The organism is Pseudoalteromonas sp. SR41-8, assembly GCF_014163915.1.
GTDB classification, from domain to species: Bacteria; Pseudomonadota; Gammaproteobacteria; order Enterobacterales; family Alteromonadaceae; genus Pseudoalteromonas; species Pseudoalteromonas rhizosphaerae.
Genome location: NZ_JACJEE010000024.1, coordinates 43,954 through 67,165, shown reverse-complemented (window position 1 = coordinate 67,165; position 23,212 = coordinate 43,954). Strand labels below are relative to the sequence as shown.

The window sequence follows — 23,212 nt, the reverse complement described above, 5'->3', positions numbered from 1 at the left end:
AAATCCTCTTTTTATATTTTACGTAAAATCGAAGTAACCGATTGAATCAAAATAGGAACTCGGCTATGGTTAATGCATCAATAAAAATAAATTAAAAACGAGTTATTCTACAGCCTCGTTAAGTGGCAAGCGCAATGCTAAAAATCCTAAATATATTGCTGGTGTCGAAAGATAAAGATGATGGAGTTCTCGCATCCTTTGAGATTCAGATAGAGTCCGAGAGAGGCGAGCGGTTATTTTGGGCTGAGGCTCGTAAGTGCCCACATGCAGAGGCTCAAATTGATTGGTCAGATGATCTTAGTGACCTACTCGCTGAATATAGTGCAAAGCGCGAGGCCTACGATCGGATAAATCACTCGGTTTTCAGCACTTTTATAGGGGAAGTAGTTGAGTATCCCGACCATCTGGCATAGGCCACTTAACAAGGCGCTGTTGTCGCAGCCTTCGGCTGCTGGGACGGTCCACTGCGTGGCCCGCCCCAAAGCTGGCGTTAGTGGCTAAGGAAAGTTATGAATCAAGCTATCCACTTTAAAACGTCGATGTTTGACGTTTCAAAAGAAAGGGAAAACGCCATCAATCCAATATATGGAATATCGTTATTGGAGTGGTTGAAGGAAGAGCTCAAAGGAGAGCTAAATATTACCAAGCCAGATGCAGAAGATTGGGGCTGGTACAGTGAGTTGCAATATGGAGGGAACACGTACCTTATCGGTTCTTGCGCTCATGTTGAGGAAGGCGAAGAGCCCGTCGGGGAGCTAGAGTGGGTGTTTCAAGTGGACAAATCCAGTAGCTTCATGGAAGTTCTTCTCGGTAAGAACAAAATGACGGCATCTGATAGCTGTTTTGTATTTTTCAAAGAGCTATTTGAAAACAATCCAAATTTCAAAGAGGTGCAGATTGCATAAGCCACTAACAAGCATATTATGTCGCCACTGCGTGGCTGGGACGGCTTACACTTCGCTCGTTCCTCGCTACGTTTCAGCCGCCCCATATGTATGGCGTTGGTATGACTCCCACTGTCAAGTTAAACACACAGATCCTTGCCTAACTTTTTAAGCCATAATTACTTCAGCTCGAATTAGAGCGAGTTAATACATAGGATGAAGCAAGTAATTTCGTCGGTTATCTTGCTGATATGACTACAGGCGTCCTGCCTTTCGTGAATCAGCTGCGCTGTTCAAAATTGTTCCTGACAATTTTGTCGTTGGTTATTACTATTTCTAGTAACAGAGCAGACCTTACTTATTTCGTCGTGGCACCTGTCTTCAGTCTATGTTCGTGGTTCAATGCAGCGTTAGCTGCATTGCCATCCTAAAGCTTCCGCGTCCTGCTCACGCCCCTTACCTACATCCATGTAGGCAACGCCGTCGGTGGTTGTGCCACACCCGATGCTTGATCCCATGCATTAACTCTAATTCGTTTATCATGCGGGTACTCTTGCCAATCTAAGTTTTGTATTCACTGGCGTAAGCACCACTTCTTTAGCAATGGCCCATATGTACGCAATCATTTCTCGGGCAATTGCGGTGACAACCAGGTTGTAGTGTTTCCCTTTGGCTATCATTTTTTTATAGCGCTTGCAGAGCCTAAGTTGTGCTTTCCACGCAATATCAATAATGTCCTTTGATAAACCTTCTTGTCGTTTTTGCATATCTGTCGATATATTTGCTGCATAGCGATAAGTGTGCGCGCCTTCAACAAGGAGGCGTCTTGCTCGGCCATTTCCGCATTTTGTGATAGCGCCAATATGGCGTTTGCCACCACTCGAGTGTTCACTGGGTACAAGACCGAGATAACTCATTAATTTACGGGGATGATCGAAGCGCGTTAAATCGCCAAGCTCAGCAACAACACCGGTGGCGACCAACAAACGAACACCTCGCATTGCTTGTATTGCTTTAACAACGGGATAATAACGCCATTGATGGACGTGATGTGTAAGTTCATTATCTAATCGTTCAAGTCGGCTTATTCGCTCGGTAATTGTTTGTAAAAACTCTTGTAAGACGATGTGCTGTGCTGGGTGTGGAAGCACAAGCTCAGTGAGCCAACGTAAATGTTTTTGTGACCAATTTGCAGTGCCTTTGTAATTAATATTATTACGAAGCAGCAGTGCTTTTAATTGATATTTAGCATCTTTTAAATCTTTCATGGCTACTTCGCGTGCGCGAGATAAATCACGTACAGCTTCATCTTCAGGCTCGGGAACATAGATAGGTGTTAAATCTTCAGATTTAAGTAATTTAGCGAGCTTAAGGGCATCACGTTTATCGGTTTTAATCTTCTCACCGGGTTTTTTAGGAATAAGAGACGGGGCAACCACATAGCAGCAATGGCCAAGGCTTGTGATTAATCTGTAAATCCACAAATTTATAGGGAATAAATTTGAACCGCGTAGCGGGCTTTAGTGAGTATCAGGGACGATACGAATAATAACCACAAGGGCCTGCTTCATAAACAAAGTGTAGCGTTGCGTCAGGGTATTTAGATTCAAACTGACGAACAAGCTTTTGAACGGCAACTTTGGAAGAAGAAAATCGACCAAGGTGAACAGGTTGTGCACCTCTATGTTCTTCAATATAGGCGACTTCATTGAATTCTTTATGTGTATCAAGTCCGATAAAAAGTATGCTATGTTTATTCATGTTAGCCTCTGCTGTTTAGTTAATAGACAAACTAATTATGGCTTTGGCTTTGAATTAAGCTAACCCACGAAAAGCGGAGGCTAACACCGTGTGGGAGTCATTATGTCTATACATTACCGATAAAACGGAGTTTTAAATGAGTTCAGTTACAAGTACAGCAGGTGTCTTTCAAGATTTCCAAATAAACGTAAAGCTGAAAATTTCTGCTCTTTGGGTAGTTGTTATGTTTTGCTATGTATATGGTGATTATATACAGCTTCATGTTCCAGGTGTATTAGCTCAAACGATGGAATTAAAAGTCGTGGCAGCTGATACTCAACTAGAACTTTTTGCTGTTGCATTACTCATGGCGATCCCCAGTGTTATGATATTTTTTACGTTAGCTCTAAAGCCTAGAGTCAACCGTTGGTTAAATATAATATTAGCTATGTGCTATATAGTTCTCCTTATTAGCGTCAACCTAGAAGAGACATGGGCTTATTATTTGTTTTTTACTGCTATAGAAATTCTGGTATCAATAGCAATAATCTTGTACGCGTGGAAATGGCCTAAAACTGAACAGTCAGTCGTAAGTAATGCATAACAAACGCCTCAAACGGAAAAATACAGTTGGTTGTTTTCACTCCGTTCAACATTTTAACCAACTATGTTTTTCCGCTTAAGCGGGCGTTGAGGTTGTAGGATTACTCTTTTTAGGAACTGGTTCTACACAATTGACTTGATTGTTTTTTAACCTTGAATCGAGTTGGTTACTGTGAGCTAATAGATATTATTCACCCACTGTAAATTGTTATGGCTCTTTCATTAGGTAAGGAGTCAAGCCTGACTTATCTTGCCAAAATAAATTCATTCCAATCAATTTCGCTGAATAAATTGACCTTACGCAGTCAAACGAAAGTGAATGCTTTCACTTCATACTGCGGCAACTATATTGCTTAGTTCATAATATAGAAAAGCTGCAAAACACGATGCATTAATAAAGGTAAGCTGCTACCTCTCCAAATAAGCCACTTAAACACCTGCAATCCCTTCCAAAACGCCCATTAAAGAAACAGCAAATCCTCTTTTTATATTTTACGTAAAAGTCAGTTGTCGATTGAATCAAAATAGGAACTCAGCTATGGTTAATGCATCAATAAAAATAAATTAAAAACGAGTTATTCTACAGGCTCGTTAGTTGCACTGGAAAATTATGAGTACAGCTGGAATTATCATTTTTGTGTTCCTACTTATCACATTTATCTTCACTTTTAGAAATTTCGTCATTTTCATAACAGCTTTTTGGCGTGGTAAATTTAAACTAAAAGAGTGTAATTGCTGGTTGTTGGGTTTTATTATTTTTGTATTAACTTTTAGTGTCACAGCGCATTTTCACGAAGAGTTAGGTATAAAGAAAACTTGTGCACAAAATGCTGCAACTTGCTAAGTGGGTGCAACTTAACACATATGAGCCTTAACTCGGTCAATAGGCACTAGTATTTTCTTTGAGCGTTTTTATTCAGTGACGGTCAATTCTAAATCAATCAACAAATTCATTTACTTCGTTTGTCGATGTGGCTGTTAAGCAAGTAGCTTACGGCAAACACATATAGGCGCGTTACTCAGTAATCGATTATTGCGATCTCATTGCAGCCTACTTTTTTGCATATCTTTAATGGGTTTTTACAAACATTACATAAAAGCTAGATACAAAAAAGCCCGCATATTTTATGTATCTGCGGGCTTTTTTATCAGTTCAAATAGACACTGATTCGTTGCAGTTTACTAAAATGTATAACTTGCGCCGATAAAGTATTGTGTACCGGTATGGCTGTATTCTCTCGTTAAGTTGAGATCTCCGTCTCCGGTACCATATATGCGTTCAACTTCGTCTGTTAAATTAATAATTTCCAGTGAAAGCGAAATGTTTTCATTCACATTATAAAATGCAGATACGTCTACATGAGTCGGACCAAACTTACGCTCTTGAGCATGGCCGTTTCCGGCTGGCTCTTGAAGTAGGTAATCATCGCGTTTGTTTAATGATATACGAGCGCCATAGTTTTCTTCATCATAATACAATGTTGCATTATAAGAATTGGGTGACAAGCCTGTAGAGTCTTGTGCGCTTACATGTGTGAAGTTAGCAACCACACCAAAGTTAGACAGCCAACCGTCTAAAAAGATAAAGGGTTGTTGATACATCAGCTCATAACCAGTCACGCTATAGCCGTCGTTATTATTGACTGGTATGCGGTGTGTATAGGTTTGCGATGCGGGGTCACCTAGGGGGGCTGTGGCTATATACTGAGGATCAGCGTAAATAGATGGCCAAAACTCTTCGTCTACCAGTTTTTCTACTTCTTCAGTATCAAGAGAGGTCACTATGTCTTTATTAAAAACATTAAAAGCAACAACAGCTTCTTCTGCGAAATACCATTCAACACTCAGGTCAACATCATTTGATTCATAAGGGTTCAGTCCAGGATTACCTAAGTTACCTACAGTAAAAGTCGTATACCCAAACTGCGGTGAAGCAATATTTAAACTACCTAGACTTGGGCGAGTCATGCTGCGAGCATAAGCAAAACGAGTCACTATATCATCGGTGACTTCAAGTGCTAAATTCATCGATGGTAAGAAGTTATTGTAATCGCGCGTAACCGACAAAGGACTATTGTTTATAATGGCTTCAGAAGTGACCTCAGTGTTGACATAGCGCACGCCAAAGTTAGTACGAAGATACATGTCACCAATTTCATGATCACTGTTTAATTCAAGGTAAAGGGCTTGTGTTTTCTCACCTACCACCCAGCCTTGAGCTGCATTATTGGTATAATTATGAGTAAGAATACCGTCGGCCTCTAGCTTATCAAAGTCAGCAACAAGAAAAGGAGCCAAAGTAGCGCCATCTAAGCCTTTACCAAAATCCGAATACGGAAATGGGGTTGTATATTTTGAAGGGTCAAAGGGAGTAAAGTCACCATCTGCCGTTCTATATTCTACTTCTCTGTCATTAAAGGCAAGTCCGGTTTTTATATCAAAGCTATCTCCGGCATAAGCGAGATCCAGTTTCACTGTGGTATTTGATTTTTTAACATCGTCACTACGATTAGAGGCATTGACTGCATCAAGGTAGTTATTAGGATCGGTCGTATCGTAATCGCCATAATCTACTGTCGCTGCATTTCCACTGCTGTAATCATAGGAGTAGAAGTGGGGAACCGATCGGTAGTAATAACGAATTTCTTCTCTGTCAGCGTCGTTTTTAGCCATACCAGCCATAAGGTCAAGCGACCAGCGATCATTAAGTTGAATATCGCCAGATAACACATACTGGTCAAATATCGAATCTGACACCTGGTATCGGCTTTCGTACCATGAGGTGACATTTTCAAAACTGCCAGCAATAAGGACTTTACCCGACTCATCGACCGTAAACGAAACGGGGCTTTGACCTTGGAAATCACCCGGAGCACCACGATTAACTAGCCACTCCATAGAGTTGTAGTTTCTGCGATCATTTTCTAACTCAGAATGCAATATATCCAATGTGAATAACATGTCGTCATTAGGCTTATATTGCAAAGAACCGGTAACCCCAATACGTTTTTGCTCATTCCCGAAAAAATCAGCCCGCGGTAACCGAGGTACCCATAAACAGGATATAGCTTCTTCAGCACCACAGTAATTACTAGGCGTTCCGTTGATGGTCGATAGCCCAGAAGTGTCACCCCATGTGCCATTACCAATTCGATTTGTTGGCTCCCAGCGCACGCTGCCAAAGCCTTCTTGACGTACACTTCTATCTGATACTGCAACCGAAAAAAGTGCACCAAAGGTATTATCAGCAAATGTATTACTGGCTAAGAAAGCAAACCTAGGGTCAACTTCACTGGTTAAATCATTATAGCCACCTTTAAGTGACAGGGTCGAATTGAAGCCGGGGTTATCAAAAGGGCGTGCAGAGTACATATCGACTGTACCAGCAATACCACCTTCTTCAATCGAGGCTGTTTGCGTTTTTTGAATATCTATACGGTTGAAAAGCTCTGATGCAAATACATGGAAGTCAAAGGCTCGACTATTGTTAACAGTTACGCCGCCAGAATCGAGACCATCACTTCCTGCGGGTACTTCCATACCGTTAAGCGTAGTTCGGGTAAAACCCGGGCTAAAACCTCGTAGAACAATATTACGACCTTCACCACCTTCGCGCGATATTGCCACTCCAGGAACTCGCTGAATGGCTTCTGCCACATTCAAGTCTGGAAACTTACCAATATCTTCAGCCATAATTGACTCACGAGTATTAGCTGCATCTCGTTTGGCTTCTAAGGCTTTAATTAAAGAACCACGAAAGCCTTTTACTTCAATGACCTCAACATCCTCAGATGCTGCTGGTTGAGATTCTTGAGCGTTACTAAAGAATGAACTTACGGTAAGGGCGGCAAGCACGTTAGTAGCAATTAAGCTTTTTATAAATGTGTGTGTTAGTTTCATTATTGCTTCCTTGGAACAAAGAAAGATTAAATTGCGCACTATTTGATAAGGTAGCGCGTTAAATTAAAAGTAGAGATGCTGTTACTTTGTTTACATAAGTTACCACTAATAAAATTTATTTTTATTAGGTTGCCACCGGTGGCAGTTTGGTGTCAAGTTGTTTGTTAATATAATGTATGATTTGTATCGTTAGATCTGCGAGCTTTATTTTTGTAAAAAATAACACGATGATTTTTTTAGGGAATGATATTTAAATAAATTTGCCACCGGTAGCATAATTTGTTAGAAATAAGTATTGAAGAAGATTTTTTGGATAAATACCAGTCCAATTAGTTGGAATTGCGTTACATGCTAACTTCGTTCACAGATAATCAGCTATGTTGCAAACTGTGACTGCTATGTAGAAGTTATGGCTACAGGTGTTCAGTTGCTGTCCCCATAAGATGAGAGCGATTGTGATATCAATAATAAAAGGGTGGTTACGACAGTGATTACAAAAAACAAAAGAACAAGTCCTTTAGCGCTTTTAATTACATTGTTTCTTGTATCATTTGGGGCGCGATCGGTAGTGGCTCAAGAGTACGCCACAAAGATGGTAGTCTCCAAAGATGGTACGGGCGATTTTACTTCCATTCAGGCAGCAATCAATGCAAGTAAAACTTACCCTTGGCATGACATAAGTATTTTCGTTAAAAATGGCGTTTATGCAGAAAAGGTAGAAGTTTACTCATGGAATACACGAATAAAACTAATAGGTGAAAGTAAAGAAAATACAATTATTACCTATGGCGACCATTTTAATAAGATAAATTTAGGTCGAAATAGTACCTTTCACACATATACATTAATGGTGCGAGGGAATGACTTTAGCGCCCAAAATTTGACTATTATTAATAGTGCAGGCGCGGTTGGGCAGGCTGTTGCTTTGCATATCGAGGCTGATCGAGTAAGCATAAATAACGTAGCTATCAAAGGCCATCAAGATTCCTTGTACCTAGCTGGCGAAGGGTTTCGCTCGTATTTCAAAGATTGTTATATCGAAGGCACCACAGACTTTATTTTTGGTGAAGGCACAGCAATGTTCGAAGACTGTGAAGTTAAGTCACTCAGTAACTCTTATATTACAGCTGCTTCTACCCCTAAAAATCAGGCGTTTGGATTTGTGTTTAATCGTGTGAAGCTAACTGCCAGTGCTGCTGTTGATAAAGTTTATCTTGGCCGTCCTTGGAGACACCACGCTAAAACTGTGTTCATTAACTCTGACTTAGGTCAGCATATTGCTCCTGAAGGTTGGCAAAATTGGGGGGATGTTAGTAAACAGGAAACCGTTTTTTATGCTGAGTTTAATAACTCAGGGCAGGGGACTAATAGTATTAAGCGAGTGGCTTGGGCGCATCAACTGAGTCAAGTCGAAGCGCAAGACTACACCATTAAAAACGTGATGCGTGGCTGGCAGCCAAATATAGTTAGTAAAAAATGATCTTACTTACTCGCCACAGGCCTACTTTAAACATGCTATTTTTACTATGTAAGGAAAACTTCACATGCAGTTACATGGTCGGTTAAAAACAATAAGCGGTACTATTCAGGGCTTATTATTTTTCTTTGGACTTATATGTCAAAGCTTATCTGCGAATGAACTCGTATCACCACGAGTTGATGCAATTGTTGATAAAAACAATGAACACGCTTTTGCCACCATTGCACAAGCTATTGAGCAAGCACCTAATAATTTATCTCAGCCCTATATTATTAAAATAGCCTCTGGTGACTATTATGAAAAACTCGTTATTAACAAACCTTTTATTACGTTATCAGGTGCAGGGGCTGATACTACTCGATTATATTTTGATGACTATTCAGGAAAAGCAACAGTAAATGGTGGCAACCTAGGAACATCAAACTCAGCCACGTTAACTATTAAATCACCCAATTTTAGTGTTGAAAACTTGCATATTGAGAACACCTTTGACTTTGCGTATTACGATGCGCTGAGTAACGAGGATCCAAAACGTGTATCAGGTCTACAAGCAGTGGCTGTATTGACCGACTATGGTAGTGATAAAGCATTGTTTAATCATGTAAAAATCAGTGGATATCAAGATACTCTTTACACGAAAGCAGGGAGATCTTTATTTATCAATAATACCATAAGTGGTCATGTTGACTTTATTTTTGGGGGCGGAGCCGCCGTTTTTTATAAGTCGAACATAGTGACTCGGGCTAGACCTAACAAACAGTTACCCATAGGTTTTATTACTGCACCAAGTACTAATATTGAGCAAGCATTTGGTCTGGTTTTTATTGATTGTGCTCTTAGCGCAGAGGAAGGGGTGCAAGACAATAGTATGGGGTTAGGAAGACCTTGGCATCCTACAACTACATTCCCTGATGGAAGGTATGCAGATCCTAATGCAATAGGACAAACAGTATTTATAGATACTTGGATGGGAGCGCATATTCAACAAGAAGCTTGGCATCCAATGGAAGGAACAGCTAGAGCCGGTGGGAAAAAGGTGTTTCGTGCAGAAGATGCTCGTTTTTTTGAGTACAATTCTTCCGGTCCTGGGGCATTTATAACAACGAATAGAAGACAGCTAAATGAGAGTAAAGCAGCATCTTTTACTTGGGAAAATATCTTGGGTGAATGGTATCAATCTCCCCGTATTCAACAAGCAATACAGCAGGTATCGACGCGTGAGGTTGTCAGTTCACTCAGTGGTGAAATGGCTGAGTACACCATTGAAAGTGAGTATCGAAAAAACAAGAAACAGTTTCCTTTTATTAGTCCGATAAACAAACCGGAAAATATCGAGCAAACAGCACAGTCTATCAGTGAACATTACAACTTAGCTTACAAAACGGTGGATGGTTCAACGCTGCACCTTGACTTATTTTATCCTAATAAAGCAGAGCAGGCTAAACCGTTGGTCGTAATGATCCATGGCGGCGGATGGAGGACTGGTAACAAGTCTCATCAAACGCCAACGGCACGCTGGTTAGCTGGCCAAGGTTTTGTGGCGGTAAGTGTCGAATATAGAACCTCTAAAATGGCGCTCTATCCAGCTGCAATGGCAGATATCAACGATGCGATTAAGTGGCTAAAACAACATCATAAATTATATATGATAGATACCAAAAAAATCGCGGTGTTAGGGGCGTCTTCTGGGGCTCATATGGCCACGTTATTCGGGGCCATGAGTACCAATCACGATACAAAATCGCCTTACGAAGCAGTGCAAGCAATCGTGAACATTGACGGCGTGGCTGATTTAACCTCAACAGCGGCGAGGATGTTTGAAGATAAACCTGGAAAGATTTCTTATGCGGCGCTTTGGTTAGGTGGGCGTTATGCACAAGAGCCAAAACGTTGGCATGCGGTTTCGCCGGTAGAATATTTAAGTAAACATACTCCAGCAACATTATTTATTAACTCTTCCCATGACCGTTTTCATGTTGGCAGAGATGCTTTTGTAGCGCAGCTAATTAAAAACAACGTCCATCAACAAGTGTATACCATACCCGATACACCGCACACCTTTTGGCTATTTCACCCTTGGGTAGACGAAATGCGCAGCGTACTTGCGTCGTTTCTCAATAAGGTTTTGGTAGAGGAAAACCCTCGCTAACGCCTCTATTGAGGAATTTAGTAATAGAGAAATCTTTGACCGAGTTGTGAAAATATTCTTAAAAGCTAGCCGTTTTAGCAAATACAGTAAGATGTAACTTAAGTGAAACTTGTTTAATACAGACAATAAAACTGGCAATATTTCATCGGCTAAGGTTGAAAAAAGTATTATTCTTCATCCAAATAAAAGCCGTGCTTGATTTAACAAGCACGGCTTTTATTTTTTACTAGAACTTAGAACCAGTTCCTAGTGCAATATACGTGCTCTTATCGTGCCTTCTACTGCACTTAGTTCTTTTAGTGCTATTTCAGAGTGGTCGGTATCTACGTCTATTACTACGTAACCAATCGCTTCGTCTGTTTGCAAGTATTGCGCGGCGATGTTGATGCCGTGCTGGGCAAACGCTTGGTTAATTTGGGTTAACACACCTGGGCGGTTGTGGTGTACGTGTAATAAACGGCTACGGTTAGCAAGCTCTGGCAGTGATACTTCAGGGAAATTAACAGCAGTAATAGTTGAGCCGTTATCTGAGTATTTTGCTAGTTTACCCGCTACTTCAATACCAATGTTTTCTTGCGCTTCTTGAGTTGAACCACCAATGTGTGGTGTTAAAATTACGTTGTCGAATTCGCGTAGTGGCGATACAAATTCTTCATCGTTTGATTTTGGCTCAACTGGGAATACGTCGATGGCAGCGCCGCTGATTTTTTTATCACGAAGTGCTTCTGCTAGGGCGTCAATATCAACTACAGTGCCGCGTGAGGCGTTGATCAAAATTGAACCTTGCTTCATCACTGAAATTTCCGCGCTACCAATCAGGTTTTTAGTCTGCGGTGTTTCAGGTACGTGTAAGCTAATAACATCAGCGCGTTGCAGTAGCTGCGTTAGGTTATGTACTTGTGTGGCATTACCTAGGGTTAGCTTGTCTTCAATATCGTAAAATTCAACGTTCATACCGATATTTTCAGCCATGATACCTAGCTGCGTACCAATGTGGCCATAACCAATAATACCTAGAGTTTTACCACGGGCTTCAAATGAGCCATTGGCGGTTTTTAACCAGCCGCCACGGTGGGCAATGGCATTACGCTCTGGAATACCACGGAACAATAGTAAAATTTCACCAAGTACTAACTCAGCAACAGAGCGGGTATTAGAAAACGGTGCGTTGAATACTGCAATACCGCGCTTGCGTGCGGCACTTAAATCAACCTGGTTAGTGCCGATACAAAAACAACCAACGGCAACCAGTTTTTCTGCCGCTTCAAGTACAGCTTCAGAAATATGAGTACGAGAACGAAGGCCTACAAAGTGCACATCTTTAATGCGCTCAATTAGTTCGTCCTCAGGCAATGAGGTTTTTACATAATCAATATTGCTGTAGCCGTTACGTTTTAGCGTTTCTACAGCGCTTTGATGTACACCTTCAAGCAAAAGAATTTTAATTTTGTCTTTTGCTAACGATACCTTACTCATATCCTCATCCTATTTATCTAATTTGCGGCCCATTTTTGGTACCGATAATCACTTTATCTGCGCCACGGTGGGCAAATAAGCCGTTGGTTACTACGCCAACAATTTGATTAATTGTCAGCTCTAAATCTTTTGCTTGGCTGATCGACAAGTTATGTACGTCTAAAATAACGTTACCATTATCTGTTACCACGCCATGGCGATAAACTGGATCGCCGCCTAGTTTAAGCAATTCACGAGCAACATAACTGCGTGCCATTGGAATAACTTCTACCGGCAGTGGAAATTCACCCAAGGTGTCCACTATTTTTGTTTCATCAACAATACATACAAATTGTTTTGCTACAGCTGCGACTATTTTTTCGCGGGTTAGTGCTGCGCCACCGCCTTTGATCATTTCGTTCAGCGCATTTATTTCATCTGCGCCATCAACGTACACGTCAAGGGCATCAACATCATTGAGTTCAAATACTTCAAGACCGAGTGCTTTTAGTTTTTCGGTTGAAGCGTCAGAACTTGATACCACACCGCGTATGGTGTCTTTTACTGAGCCTAATGCATCAATAAAATGGTTTACAGTTGAGCCTGTGCCAACACCCACAATGGTGTCTTTTTTTACAAATTCGAGTGCAGCCCAAGCAGCTGCTTTTTTTAATTCATCTTGTGTCATGATTATGTGCTCAATAGGTGAGAGGGATTGCCATTAGTATATAAATAAATTGCTTACCAATGGTAGATTTTCTGTGGTGTGATTATGTAATTTAATGGTACATCCCACGATTCAACCGGTAAACTTGGAACATGTTGGCATTGATGTGCAAGGCCAATCAGTTGTGGTTTTTGCCAGTTTTCTTTTTCGTAGCGCGCCAAAGTTTTATCATAAAAGCCACCCCCCATCCCTAACCGGTTACCGTTATCATCAAATGCAACTAATGGCATTAGCAGATAATCAAGCTCCGCTAGTGGGCATATCTGACTACAATTTAACTTAGGCTCCAAGATACCATAGCGATTTGCCCTCATGGGTGAATTTTCTTCATAGCGCTGGAAGTATAAAGTAGTGCCGTTAAATGGGTGGATTACAGGTAGGTAAAGGGCGTGGTTTTTAGTCCAAAGATCTTTTATTAACAATGAGGTATCTAGTTCTGCGTCATTGCTAAAATAAATGCCAATATGGGCATTTTCAATAGTTTTTTGCTGTTTTAAGTGTTGAGTAAAATTCACTTTAAGCGATTCTGCGGCAATTTTTTGCTCGAATTTTGACAGTGAGTTACGTGCTTTACGGATTTGTTGGCGGATCAGTGCTCTTTTTTCGCTCATATTTATTTTTGCTTTATCTGTTAATTATCCATAAAACTGAATAAATCAGGGAATGCAAACGACAATCCTAGTACTACAAGCAAGACAACAACCATAGCTATAAGTGAATACAGCAGCATGTTACTGCGTTTTTTGATCGGCGTTGTCAGCTCTTCATCTAGCAATAGGTCGTCAGTTTGCCACTCGTCGCCTTCATCAGGATCTGGTTGTTGGGTTGTGGCTGGTAAGCGTTGCTCTAGGTCGTCGAGTTTTTCTTCGATGCGAATTAAACTACTGGTGATGTAATCAAGGGCGTTAAAAATACGCTCATCTCGCTGGTTGGTTGTATCGCTGCTACTTACCGCTGGTGTGTTGTTGGTTATTGGTTGCAGTTTACTTTTGATGCCTACGCTGGCAAGTAGCTTTGCTTGCTTGAGTGCTTTTTCTTTTTCACAAGGCGCAAATAGGGGTTTGTTTTCAAAAAATGCAGCTACTTTACTTTCAGGGGCTTTGAGCTTTACAGCCAGTTGTTTAATTGCATTCGATTGCTCAATATCTTGAGCTAGACCTGCATACATAACACGGAAGTTTTCAGTCATCTGTGTTTTCCAAAAACGTAAAATCAATAGTTTGAGTATATCCGAATTATCGATAAACAAAAGCCCGTAAAAACGGGCTTTTTTAATCCAGTGGTTTTAAGCGCTGTTTAATACTTCGCAGCTTCACCTTCTTTTGGTAGTGACTGTAAAATAAAATCACGTAAATCGTTATTTGATGTTTCTAAATCTGCATGGCGTAAATACATCATGTGGCCACTGCGGTAGCCTTTAAAGCTTAGGCGATCACGCATTTTACTACTTGGATCTAGTTGCCATAAAGTGTATTTAGCATCAAAGTAGTTAGTGGCACCATCATAGTATCCTGATTGGATCATCACATTGAGGTATGGGTTTTGCGCCATTGCTAAACGCAGATTTTCACCAGTGTTATTATTGCTGCGATCCCACGGGTGTACATTACCAAACAGGTTATATTTTACGTCAGTTTTATAGTTAAGCTCTTCACGTAAGTAGTGATTGATGGCTGGTGTAAATGAATGCAACCATGATGTTAGCTCAGCCCAGTAGTCTGGAGATTCGCCAGCGTCACGCTTGTCCATGCCTAAATAACGCGAATCTAGACGGCCTAACGTTTGACCGCGCTCACGTAGTAGTTCTTTCCAAAAGAAGTTGGTAGGAATATCAAGGTTGTTTTGCGCAACAAACTTTTCAGATACACCGGCATACAGTGCCATTTGTTTAATGATAGCGCGTTTTTCTTCATCATTAATAAAGCCACCTTTAGCAAGTGCAGGAATTAGCTTGTTAACGGTAAAGTCTTCAACTTCTGGTAGTAATTCATCTAAATCTTTAGCTTGCAATGCTGGGCTTAAAGCTTTGTGATACCACGCCGTTGCAGCAAAGTAAGGTAGACGGTTAGCTGCTTTTATCGGACCGTCGCGTTTAATACCAATGTCTGTTGGTGAAACCAGCACAACACCATTGATATACATCCATTGACTGTTTTGTAATTCATGGGCAAGGCCTGATACGCGGGTTGTGCCGTAGCTCTCACCAATTAAAAATTTAGGTGAGCGCCAGCGCTCTGTGCGATTTACAAAGGTGTTTAACCATTCTGCTAGGTATTTAATGTCGGCATTGACACCAAAAAACATGCTTTTTTGCGCCTCTTTACTTGGTAATTCACCTTTATCGTTTTCAAGAATACGCGAGTAGCCAGTGTTTACTGGGTTAACGTAAACGATATCAGCAACATCAAGCACTGAGTATGGGTTGTCTTTCACGCCATACGGTTGAATAGGGTAGCCTTCGTCATCAATTTTTAATACCCGTGGTCCAGTATAGGCTAAGTGCATCCATACTGATGCAGAACCAGGTCCGCCATTAAATGAAATTAATAATGGGCGTTTAGTGCGATCGTCAACTTTGTCGCGTTCATAATAAGTGTATTGCAATGTAGCAACGGCATCGCCTTTGTCATCCCATACCGGTTGTGTGCCTGTGGTTGCGGTATATGAAAAACGCTCGCCATTGATGCGCGCTTTATGTTCAGTGACAACTTTACTATCGACATCGATACGACGTTGATTTTCTGCATAACTGACTGTGCTTACACTCAAAGTAAGTATGGCCACAGAGACACTAATGATACTAATAAGCTTCATGGTGGATCCTTTAAACAATAGTTAACCTATTAAAGATAATTTTTAAGCAAATAACAAAGGGAATGAGACTAGACGACGATATTAATCGGTGAGCACTAGACATAAATATTATCAGTAATGCAAAGGCTATGCTTTTATGCGTATATTTTCAGCAATATATTTTGCTCAAGCTAATAATAAAGTATATTACCGCCTGTTATGACCTTTAGTTTTTTTATTCGTAAAAAGTTTACCCTCGCAATGTCCACCTGAAGTGTAGAGAAGATATATGCAAAGAGTTTTAGTTGTTGAAGATAGTAAAGTGGTCCAGCAGGTGTTGCGACACTTATCAGCTCATTATCTTGATGTTGCTGTCGATTTTGCCTGGTCACTTGCCGAGACCAAAGAATTCATTGCGAAGCATCAGTACACACTTGCTTTGGTCGATTTAACCCTGCCTGATGCGATGAATGGCGAAGTTGTTAAATATACCTTGGCGCAAGCTATCCCTACAGTGGTACTAACATCTACCATCGATGAATATAAGCGCCAGCAAATATTAGAGCTTGGGGTCGTTGATTATGTAATTAAAGATAATCGTGATTCATATCATTATGCGGTTAAATTAGTGGCGCAGCTATTACGTAATCAAGGTTGCAAAGCCTTAATCGCCGATGATTCAGTTTTAAGTCGTTCATTAATGAAGCAAATGCTCGAAAAGCAGCTGTTTGATGTGCAAGATGCGCATGATGGTGAGCAAGCTCTAAAAATACTGAAAAATGATCCCGAGATTAAATTGTTACTAACTGATTATGCGATGCCGACAATGGATGGCTTTGAGCTTGTTAAGGCGGTGCGAAATTTTCGTGGTCGTGATGATTTAGCTATTATTGGTTTGTCAGGTGCGGGTAAGCATGGTTTATCTGCACGGTTTATTAAATTTGGCGCGAATGATTTTTTAACCAAACCCTTTATGAATGAAGAGTTCCATTGTCGTGTATTACAGACTATGGAGCAGCTGTCACTGATAGCAGATATTAAAGAAAGTGCCTTTCGCGATGATTTAACTAATCTTTATAATCGCCGTTATTTTTATCAATTTGCCGAAAAACTGCTAAAAGAAACATCGTCTAACAATAGTTTAGCATTACTCGATATTGATTTTTTCAAAGCGATCAATGATAAATTTGGCCATGAAGCTGGGGATCAGGCTTTAAAGCAAGTAGCGTCTTTATTACGCAGTTCGTTTAAAGATTTTACCGTTGCCCGTGTCGGTGGTGAAGAGTTTGCGGTTGTATTAACTAATTTAGATTTGGAACAAGCGTACTCTTTACTTGAAGCGTTTAGAGTGCGGTTGTCTGAGTATGATTTTGTGATCAATGGTGATGTATTTGCAATTACGGTAAGTATAGGTTTAACAAAATTTCAAAATGTTACGTTAACAAGTGCCATGCGCCTAGCTGATAAGGCTTTGTATCAAGCTAAAGAACAAAGTAGAGACTGTGTCGTCAGACAAAGCTAGGCTGCTGCACCAGTTCAGCTAATATGTTAAAAAAATGCACCTGTATGGTGCATTTTTTATGCGGTTAATTTGTTTTTATTATGTAATTTGTTGTTTTTAAAACGTTAAAAATAGTGGCACAAAGGTTGGATTGTCTTAGCAAACAGGATAACAATAAGCGTCCGAAGGGGGCCACTATGAAAATGATTAGTGCAATAATAAAGCCATTTAAATTAGATGATGTGCGAGAAGCGCTAGCTGATTTAGGCATTGAGGGGATGACAGTTGTTGACGTCAAAGGTTTTGGTCGTCAACGAGGTCATACAGAGTTGTATCGCGGAGCTGAATATCAGGTTGATTTTATTCCTAAAATTAAACTGGAAATTGCTACTCGTACCGAAAATTGTCAACGGGTCGTTGAGACCATTACCAAAATTGCATCAACAGGCAAAATTGGCGACGGCAAAATTTTCGTTTACGACTTAGATCAAATTGTCCGTATCCGTACGGGTGAATTAGATGAAGAAGCAATTTAAGGGGGCTTTATGGAAAACACGATCGTAGAACTCAAGTTTTCGTTAGATACATTTTATTTTTTAATGTCGGGTATTTTAGTAATGTGGATGGCAGCAGGTTTTGCCATGCTCGAAGCGGGCTTAGTGCGTTCAAAAAATACCACTGAAATTTTAACTAAGAACGTGGCGCTCTATGCCATCGCATGTACCATGTTCTTACTAGTTGGCTACAACATTATGTATGTAGACAACGCTGAAGGTGGCTTAATTCCATCTCTAGGTGGGCTTATTGGCACCCAAGCCGCTGATGCAAATCATTCTTTAGAATCTGACTTTTTCTTTCAAGTCGTATTTGTTGCAACCGCTATGTCGATTGTATCGGGTGCGGTTGCTGAACGCATGAAGTTGTGGGCTTTTCTAGCCTTTGCGGTAGTGTTAACTGGTTTTATCTACCCAGTTGAAGGTTACTGGACATGGGGCGGCGGTTTCTTATCTGAAATGGGTTTTGTTGATTTTGCAGGCTCTGCCATTGTTCACGGCACAGGCGCTGCTGCAGCACTTGCCGGTGTATTAATGCTCGGCGCTCGCAAAGGAAAATATGGTAAAAATGGTGAAATTTATCCAATTCCAGGCTCTAACTTACCATTGGCTACATTAGGTACATTTATTTTATGGATGGGTTGGTTCGGCTTTAATGGTGGTTCACAATTACTTATCTCTGATGCTGAAAACGCGACTGCAGTAGGTAAAATATTGTTAAATACTAACGCTGCTGCGGCAACCGGTGCCATTGCTTCACTGTTTGTTTGTAAAGTGTTGTGGGGTAAAGCAGATTTAACTATGGTACTTAATGGTGCGCTTGCTGGCTTGGTTGTTATCACTGCTGATCCATTATCACCGTCACCTTTACTTGCTTGCTTACTGGGTATTTTAGGTGGTTCATTAGTGGTGTTTAGCATTGTAGCACTAGACAAAGTTAAAATTGATGACCCTGTAGGTGCTATTTCAGTGCACGGTGTGTGCGGTATCTTGGGTATTCTCTTAGTGCCAGTATCAAATACTGATGCAACCCTAGTGAACCAGTTAATTGGCTTAGTATGTATCTTAGGTTTTGTATTTATTGCTTCACTTATTGTGTGGACAATACTTAAGAAAACCATGGGTATCCGGGTAACAGAGGAAGAAGAACTAAACGGTATGGATCAACACGATTGTGGCATTGATGCTTACCCTGAGTTTGTTTCGGTACGTAGTAACTAATTAAAAGTAAAAAGTTTTAAAATCATTGTGTGTTCAATACAAAGCCCTAATTTAGATTAGGGCTTTTTTTGTACTTACGCAGAGGCTAAATTTTTTTAATTAAAGTTTATTAAAACAGCAAAAATCACAATAAGTAACTATGCTTAAAATTAGTCCAACTACAAATAAGGTTAAGCATGGATAACAAACTATTACTGATTATTTTGTCTATATTCTTACCACCTGTTGCTGTGTTTTTGAAAGCGGGTGTGGGTAAAGATTTGATTATTAATATTGTCTTGTGCTTTATATTTTTTATACCGGCAATGATCCACTCATTGTGGTTGTGTACACGCTAAAATTAAGCCACCGCAACTGAGGTTAAAAGATTTAATGCCCAAAGTTCGGGGCAAGTAGTTTCAGTCAAGGTTAATTTTGCAGGTGTTAGGCTATATGCTAAGCTCGCACCTGTAAATTTAACTCTGGAAATAAATAGCAACGTCAATGGCTGATAAAAAAGACTCCCGCTCCACTAAAACTCCATCAAAACGCCCGGCAAAGAAAGCACCAAGCACAGCGTCTAAGTCGGTGAAAAAAACTTCGACTAAAAATACGTCTGCAGCGAATATAAAAAAACGTGGAATTGGTCGCAAAGTCTGGTCTATTTTTTGGAAACTAAGCTTAGCTGGTATTGTTGCGATGGGCTTATATTTAATTTATCTAGATGCCAAAATTACGCGTCAATTTGAAGGTAATAAATGGCAATTACCAGCACAAGTTTATGCACGAGCAATGGGTTTTTACCCAGGACAATTCTTATCTAGCCAAGAGGTGGTGTGGGAGCTTGATAGGCTAAACTATTCATCGGTCAATCAGTTAAGTCGAACTGGTCAGTATGTAAAAGCGGGCGATAGTATTAAAATCTTCCGTCGTGAATTTGAATTTTATGATGGCTTAGAGCAAGCACAGGTTATTGAGTTACGCTTTGCAGGACAAAAACTCGCGAGTATTAAAGATAAGTTTGGCAGGCGTTTAAACAATGCTCGATTAGAGCCAGTACAAATTGCGCGCATAGGCAATGATTCAAAACAAGATCGAGAGTTTGTGCCGTTGGATAAATTCCCGCCGATGCTTACAGATACATTATTAGTTGTTGAAGATCAGAACTTTTATCAGCACCACGGTGTATCCGTGTTTTCGATTATGCGGGCTTTATACAGCAATATTAAAGCAGGGCGTACAGTTCAAGGCGGTAGTACGTTAACCCAGCAGCTGGCAAAAAATATTTATTTAACCCGTGATCGTACGCTGGTCCGTAAATTTAACGAAGCGTTGATCGCGTTAATTTTAGATTATCGCTATTCAAAAGATCAAATTTTAGAAGCTTATCTAAACGAAGTATACCTTGGTCAATCGTATAACCAAGGTGTGCATGGCATGGGCTTAGCTTCTGAGTTTTACTTCTCTAAGCCTGTTGATGAGCTTGAATTCGATCAAATTGCACTACTCGTTGCGATGGTGAAAGGCCCTTCATATTATAATCCACGCCGTTATCCTGAACGCACTATGGAACGTCGTGATTTAGTGCTACGTTTGATGGTTGATAATAAATTAATTGATACCCGCGAATACCGTGCTGCATTAAAGCGGCCAATTGATATTGCACCTATGAAAGACAGCTTGCCTAAATCGTATCCTGGTTATTTAGAGCTGGTGGATCGTGAGCTGAAAAAATTACTACCGGACCAAGAAGTACTCGATGCGGGCGTGCGTGTATTCACTTATTTTGATCTCCAAAAACAAGCGGCAATGGAAGAGGCAATTGAAAAAAGCCTACCTTACCTTGAAAAACGCGCCACGACAGAGCAGCTTGAAGCGGCGATGATCTCAGTGAATGTAGAGAAAGGCGGTATATCTGCTTTAGTTGCGGGACGCGATCCGCGCTTTTTAGGTTTTAACCGCGTACTTGATACTAAGCGCAACATAGGCTCGTTAGTTAAACCGGCTGTGTATTTAACAGCTTTGGGTTTACCGCACTATAACTTAGCTACTTTGTTAGATGACTCGCCAGTACAAGTGACTAATGAGCAAGGCAAAGTATGGCAACCAGAGAATTTTGATCATCAATATCGCGGTATGCTGCCACTATATAAAGCGTTTAGTCAAAGTATCAATATTCCTGCGGTCAACTTGGGACTTGATGTCGGGGTTGATAAAGTAGCGAACACACTCAATAAACTCGGCGCTAAAGAGCAAATATCACATTATCCATCATTACTGCTTGGTGCCGTTGAAATGTCGAGCTTTGAAGTCGCACAGCTTTATACCACGTTGGCGGCTGATGGCGAATACCGTCAATTAACATCTATTTCGGCATTAACCGACTCTGTTGGGCGTGTGCTTTATCAGCACCAAGTTAGTTCTGAACCGCGTTTTGATAAAGCCGCTGTTTATATGACTAAATACGCGATGAAGCGAGTCACCAAAGATGGCACTGCTAAACGTTTAAATGCCCATTTCCCATCAATTCAGCTGGCTGGTAAAACGGGCACCAGTAATGATCTACGTGATAGTTGGTATGCAGGGTTTGATCAAAATACAGTAACCGTTGCTTGGCTTGGTCGTGATGATAATAAAAGTACAGGCTTAACGGGTAGTGTTGGTGCATTAGAAACGTATATTCGTTATCTTAAGTCGCTCAACCCTGAGGCAATAGCAGATACTCGTCCGCCTTCAATTCGCTGGGCTTTTATTAATGAATTAACGGGTAAGCAAGCGCCACCGGGCTGCGGTAAAGTAATTCAACTGCCACTTAGAGCCAGTGAATTTGAGCCAAGGCCTAGCTGTCAGTAAAGTAATTAATGGAGCAGGTATTTATTTTAGACATAAAAAAAGCCCTTGCGGGCTTTTTTATGTTTAATAGTTTAAAGCTTAGCAAAAGCTCTTTTTGCTGCTGCAATTGTATCGGCAATTTCTTGCTCAGAGTGTTCAGAGCAAACAAAACCAGCTTCAAATGCTGATGGTGCTAAATACACGCCTTCTTCAAGCATCAAGTGAAAGAACTTTTTAAAGCGTTCTAAATCGCACTGAGTTGCTTGTTGGTAAGTGGTTACTTTCTCTTGTTCAGTAAAGAAGAAGCCATACATACCACCGGCATAGTTAGTTGTTAGGGCGATGCCTGCAGCTTTTGCTGCGGCTTCAAAACCTTCACAGATTGCTTTACTTTTTGCTTCAAGATCAGCATGTAGTCCTTCAACGCACAGTAACTCTAGCGATTTTAGACCCGCAGCCATAGCAATTGGGTTACCTGATAAAGTGCCTGCTTGGTAAACTGGGCCAACAGGAGCGATGTAATCCATGATCTCAGTTTTACCGCCGAACGCGCCTACTGGCATGCCGCCGCCAATCACTTTACCTAAACAGGTTAAGTCTGGAATGATGTTGTAATAGGCTTGTGCACCACCTAGGGCTACGCGAAAGCCGGTCATTACTTCATCAAAAATAAGCACTGATTTATATTCATCACATACTGCACGCAGGCCTTCTAAAAAGCCTGGTACTGGTGGAATACAGTTCATGTTACCAGCAACTGGCTCTACGATAATACAGGCGATTTCGTCAGCGTATTTGGCAAAAATAGCTTTTACTTCATCAAGGTTATTAAACGAAACAGTTAATGTATGCTTGGCAAAATCTTCAGGGATACCTGGCGAGTTTGGTACGCCCATAGTCAATGCGCCAGAACCCGCTTTCACTAATAATGAATCAGCATGTCCGTGGTAACAGCCTTCAAACTTTAAAATTTTATCGCGGCCAGTAAAGCCGCGAGCAAGGCGAATTGCACTCATGGTCGCTTCTGTGCCAGAACTTACCATACGAACTTTTTCGATTGATGGTACTAGCTCTTTTACTTTTTCAGCCATTAGAATTTCAGCTTCTGTTGGCGCACCGTAACTTAGGCCATTTTCTACCGCATCAAGCACTGCTTGTTTGATAGCTGGGTGATTATGACCCATGATCATCGGGCCCCATGAGCCAACATAATCAATATAACGGTTGCCGTCAGCATCAAATGTAAATGGGCCTTGGGCTTTGGTAATAAATAGCGGTGTGCCGCCAACGCCATTAAATGCACGTACTGGAGAGTTAACGCCACCGGGAATCGATTGTTGTGCGCGGGCAAATAAATCTTGGCTAATTGTCATAAAAAATCCTATTAGTTGTCA

General features: G+C 40.8%; 16 protein-coding genes and 1 pseudogene. 9 read left to right on the top strand and 8 right to left on the bottom strand.

Annotation, left to right across the window (positions count from 1 at the left end; translation table 11 throughout):
* Nucleotides 1-509 precede the first annotated feature (509 nt).
* Complete coding sequence (locus tag H5162_RS15385; RefSeq protein ID WP_182778920.1) at nucleotides 510-905, top strand: hypothetical protein; 396 nt, start codon at nucleotides 510-512, stop codon at nucleotides 903-905.
* 518 nt (nucleotides 906-1,423) lie between these two features.
* Here H5162_RS15385 and H5162_RS15380 read toward each other — a convergent pair.
* Nucleotides 1,424-2,645, bottom strand: a pseudogene (locus tag H5162_RS15380) (IS110 family transposase).
* A gap of 136 nt (nucleotides 2,646-2,781) precedes the next feature.
* Between H5162_RS15380 and H5162_RS15375 the strand changes: the two are divergent.
* Entirely contained in the window at nucleotides 2,782-3,228 is a 447-nt protein-coding gene (locus tag H5162_RS15375) for a DUF6326 family protein (protein WP_182759582.1), read from the top strand.
* Between the two features lie 1,181 nt (nucleotides 3,229-4,409).
* Here H5162_RS15375 and H5162_RS15370 read toward each other — a convergent pair.
* Complete coding sequence (locus H5162_RS15370; RefSeq protein WP_145241265.1) at nucleotides 4,410-7,127, bottom strand: TonB-dependent receptor; 2,718 nt, start codon at nucleotides 7,125-7,127, stop codon at nucleotides 4,410-4,412.
* 568 nt (nucleotides 7,128-7,695) lie between these two features.
* Here H5162_RS15370 and H5162_RS15365 point away from each other — a divergent pair.
* On the top strand, nucleotides 7,696-8,607 hold the full coding sequence (locus tag H5162_RS15365; RefSeq protein ID WP_310736435.1) for a pectinesterase family protein: 912 nt from the start codon (nucleotides 7,696-7,698) through the stop codon (nucleotides 8,605-8,607).
* A gap of 64 nt (nucleotides 8,608-8,671) precedes the next feature.
* Complete coding sequence (locus H5162_RS15360; protein ID WP_182734689.1) at nucleotides 8,672-10,756, top strand: pectinesterase family protein; 2,085 nt, start codon at nucleotides 8,672-8,674, stop codon at nucleotides 10,754-10,756.
* A gap of 246 nt (nucleotides 10,757-11,002) precedes the next feature.
* Here H5162_RS15360 and serA read toward each other — a convergent pair whose 3' ends face one another.
* The 5 genes from serA to H5162_RS15335 all read right to left on the bottom strand — a co-directional run bounded on the left by serA (nucleotide 11,003) and on the right by H5162_RS15335 (nucleotide 15,752).
* Entirely contained in the window at nucleotides 11,003-12,232 is a 1,230-nt protein-coding gene (serA, locus tag H5162_RS15355; protein WP_145241268.1) for a phosphoglycerate dehydrogenase, read from the bottom strand.
* A gap of 13 nt (nucleotides 12,233-12,245) precedes the next feature.
* Nucleotides 12,246-12,899: a ribose-5-phosphate isomerase RpiA gene (gene rpiA, locus H5162_RS15350; protein WP_145241270.1), complete on the bottom strand. Its 654-nt coding sequence runs from the start codon at nucleotides 12,897-12,899 to the stop codon at nucleotides 12,246-12,248.
* A 53-nt stretch (nucleotides 12,900-12,952) separates the two neighbouring features.
* A complete protein-coding gene (locus H5162_RS15345; RefSeq protein ID WP_182734688.1) occupies nucleotides 12,953-13,549 on the bottom strand; it encodes a 5-formyltetrahydrofolate cyclo-ligase in 597 nt (198 codons plus the stop codon).
* A gap of 20 nt (nucleotides 13,550-13,569) precedes the next feature.
* Nucleotides 13,570-14,127 carry a hypothetical protein gene (locus tag H5162_RS15340; protein ID WP_145241274.1) on the bottom strand — a complete coding sequence of 186 codons (558 nt, stop codon included), beginning with the start codon at nucleotides 14,125-14,127 and terminating at the stop codon, nucleotides 13,570-13,572.
* A 107-nt stretch (nucleotides 14,128-14,234) separates the two neighbouring features.
* Entirely contained in the window at nucleotides 14,235-15,752 is a 1,518-nt protein-coding gene (locus tag H5162_RS15335) for a S10 family peptidase (protein ID WP_145241276.1), read from the bottom strand.
* 268 nt (nucleotides 15,753-16,020) lie between these two features.
* Here H5162_RS15335 and H5162_RS15330 point away from each other — a divergent pair, with 268 nt between their 5' ends.
* The 5 genes from H5162_RS15330 (at nucleotide 16,021) to mrcB (ending at nucleotide 21,839) form a co-directional block, all read left to right on the top strand.
* Entirely contained in the window at nucleotides 16,021-17,253 is a 1,233-nt protein-coding gene (locus tag H5162_RS15330; RefSeq protein ID WP_182731495.1) for a diguanylate cyclase, read from the top strand.
* A 176-nt stretch (nucleotides 17,254-17,429) separates the two neighbouring features.
* The gene (locus tag H5162_RS15325; protein ID WP_016708666.1) at nucleotides 17,430-17,768 is read left to right on the top strand and encodes a P-II family nitrogen regulator; all 339 of its coding nucleotides are present in this window, start codon (nucleotides 17,430-17,432) and stop codon (nucleotides 17,766-17,768) included.
* 9 nt (nucleotides 17,769-17,777) lie between these two features.
* Nucleotides 17,778-19,007 (top strand): ammonium transporter, encoded by a 1,230-nt coding sequence (locus H5162_RS15320; protein WP_145241280.1) that lies wholly within the window; start codon nucleotides 17,778-17,780, stop codon nucleotides 19,005-19,007.
* Between the two features lie 176 nt (nucleotides 19,008-19,183).
* Nucleotides 19,184-19,345 carry a YqaE/Pmp3 family membrane protein gene (locus H5162_RS15315; protein WP_145241282.1) on the top strand — a complete coding sequence of 54 codons (162 nt, stop codon included), beginning with the start codon at nucleotides 19,184-19,186 and terminating at the stop codon, nucleotides 19,343-19,345.
* A 145-nt stretch (nucleotides 19,346-19,490) separates the two neighbouring features.
* The gene (gene mrcB, locus H5162_RS15310) at nucleotides 19,491-21,839 is read left to right on the top strand and encodes a penicillin-binding protein 1B (RefSeq protein WP_182778918.1); all 2,349 of its coding nucleotides are present in this window, start codon (nucleotides 19,491-19,493) and stop codon (nucleotides 21,837-21,839) included.
* A gap of 71 nt (nucleotides 21,840-21,910) precedes the next feature.
* Here the strand turns inward: mrcB and hemL are convergent, their stop codons facing one another.
* Complete coding sequence (hemL, locus tag H5162_RS15305) at nucleotides 21,911-23,191, bottom strand: glutamate-1-semialdehyde 2,1-aminomutase (RefSeq protein WP_149982051.1); 1,281 nt, start codon at nucleotides 23,189-23,191, stop codon at nucleotides 21,911-21,913.
* Nucleotides 23,192-23,212: the final 21 nt, after the last annotated feature.

Excerpts from the sequence above, each read along its gene's own strand:
- H5162_RS15385 (WP_182778920.1), top strand. The coding sequence starts at position 510 with ATGAATCAAGCTATCCACTTTAAAACGTCGATGTTTGACGTTTCAAAA.
- H5162_RS15375 (WP_182759582.1), top strand. The coding sequence starts at position 2,782 with ATGAGTTCAGTTACAAGTACAGCAGGTGTCTTTCAAGATTTCCAAATA.
- H5162_RS15370 (WP_145241265.1), bottom strand. The coding sequence starts at position 7,127 with ATGAAACTAACACACACATTTATAAAAAGCTTAATTGCTACTAACGTG.
- H5162_RS15360 (WP_182734689.1), top strand. The coding sequence starts at position 8,672 with ATGCAGTTACATGGTCGGTTAAAAACAATAAGCGGTACTATTCAGGGC.
- serA (WP_145241268.1), bottom strand. The coding sequence starts at position 12,232 with ATGAGTAAGGTATCGTTAGCAAAAGACAAAATTAAAATTCTTTTGCTT.
- rpiA (WP_145241270.1), bottom strand. The coding sequence starts at position 12,899 with ATGACACAAGATGAATTAAAAAAAGCAGCTGCTTGGGCTGCACTCGAA.
- H5162_RS15345 (WP_182734688.1), bottom strand. The coding sequence starts at position 13,549 with ATGAGCGAAAAAAGAGCACTGATCCGCCAACAAATCCGTAAAGCACGT.
- H5162_RS15340 (WP_145241274.1), bottom strand. The coding sequence starts at position 14,127 with ATGACTGAAAACTTCCGTGTTATGTATGCAGGTCTAGCTCAAGATATT.
- H5162_RS15335 (WP_145241276.1), bottom strand. The coding sequence starts at position 15,752 with ATGAAGCTTATTAGTATCATTAGTGTCTCTGTGGCCATACTTACTTTG.
- H5162_RS15330 (WP_182731495.1), top strand. The coding sequence starts at position 16,021 with ATGCAAAGAGTTTTAGTTGTTGAAGATAGTAAAGTGGTCCAGCAGGTG.
- H5162_RS15325 (WP_016708666.1), top strand. The coding sequence starts at position 17,430 with ATGAAAATGATTAGTGCAATAATAAAGCCATTTAAATTAGATGATGTG.
- H5162_RS15320 (WP_145241280.1), top strand. The coding sequence starts at position 17,778 with ATGGAAAACACGATCGTAGAACTCAAGTTTTCGTTAGATACATTTTAT.
- H5162_RS15315 (WP_145241282.1), top strand. The coding sequence starts at position 19,184 with ATGGATAACAAACTATTACTGATTATTTTGTCTATATTCTTACCACCT.
- mrcB (WP_182778918.1), top strand. The coding sequence starts at position 19,491 with ATGGCTGATAAAAAAGACTCCCGCTCCACTAAAACTCCATCAAAACGC.
- hemL (WP_149982051.1), bottom strand. The coding sequence starts at position 23,191 with ATGACAATTAGCCAAGATTTATTTGCCCGCGCACAACAATCGATTCCC.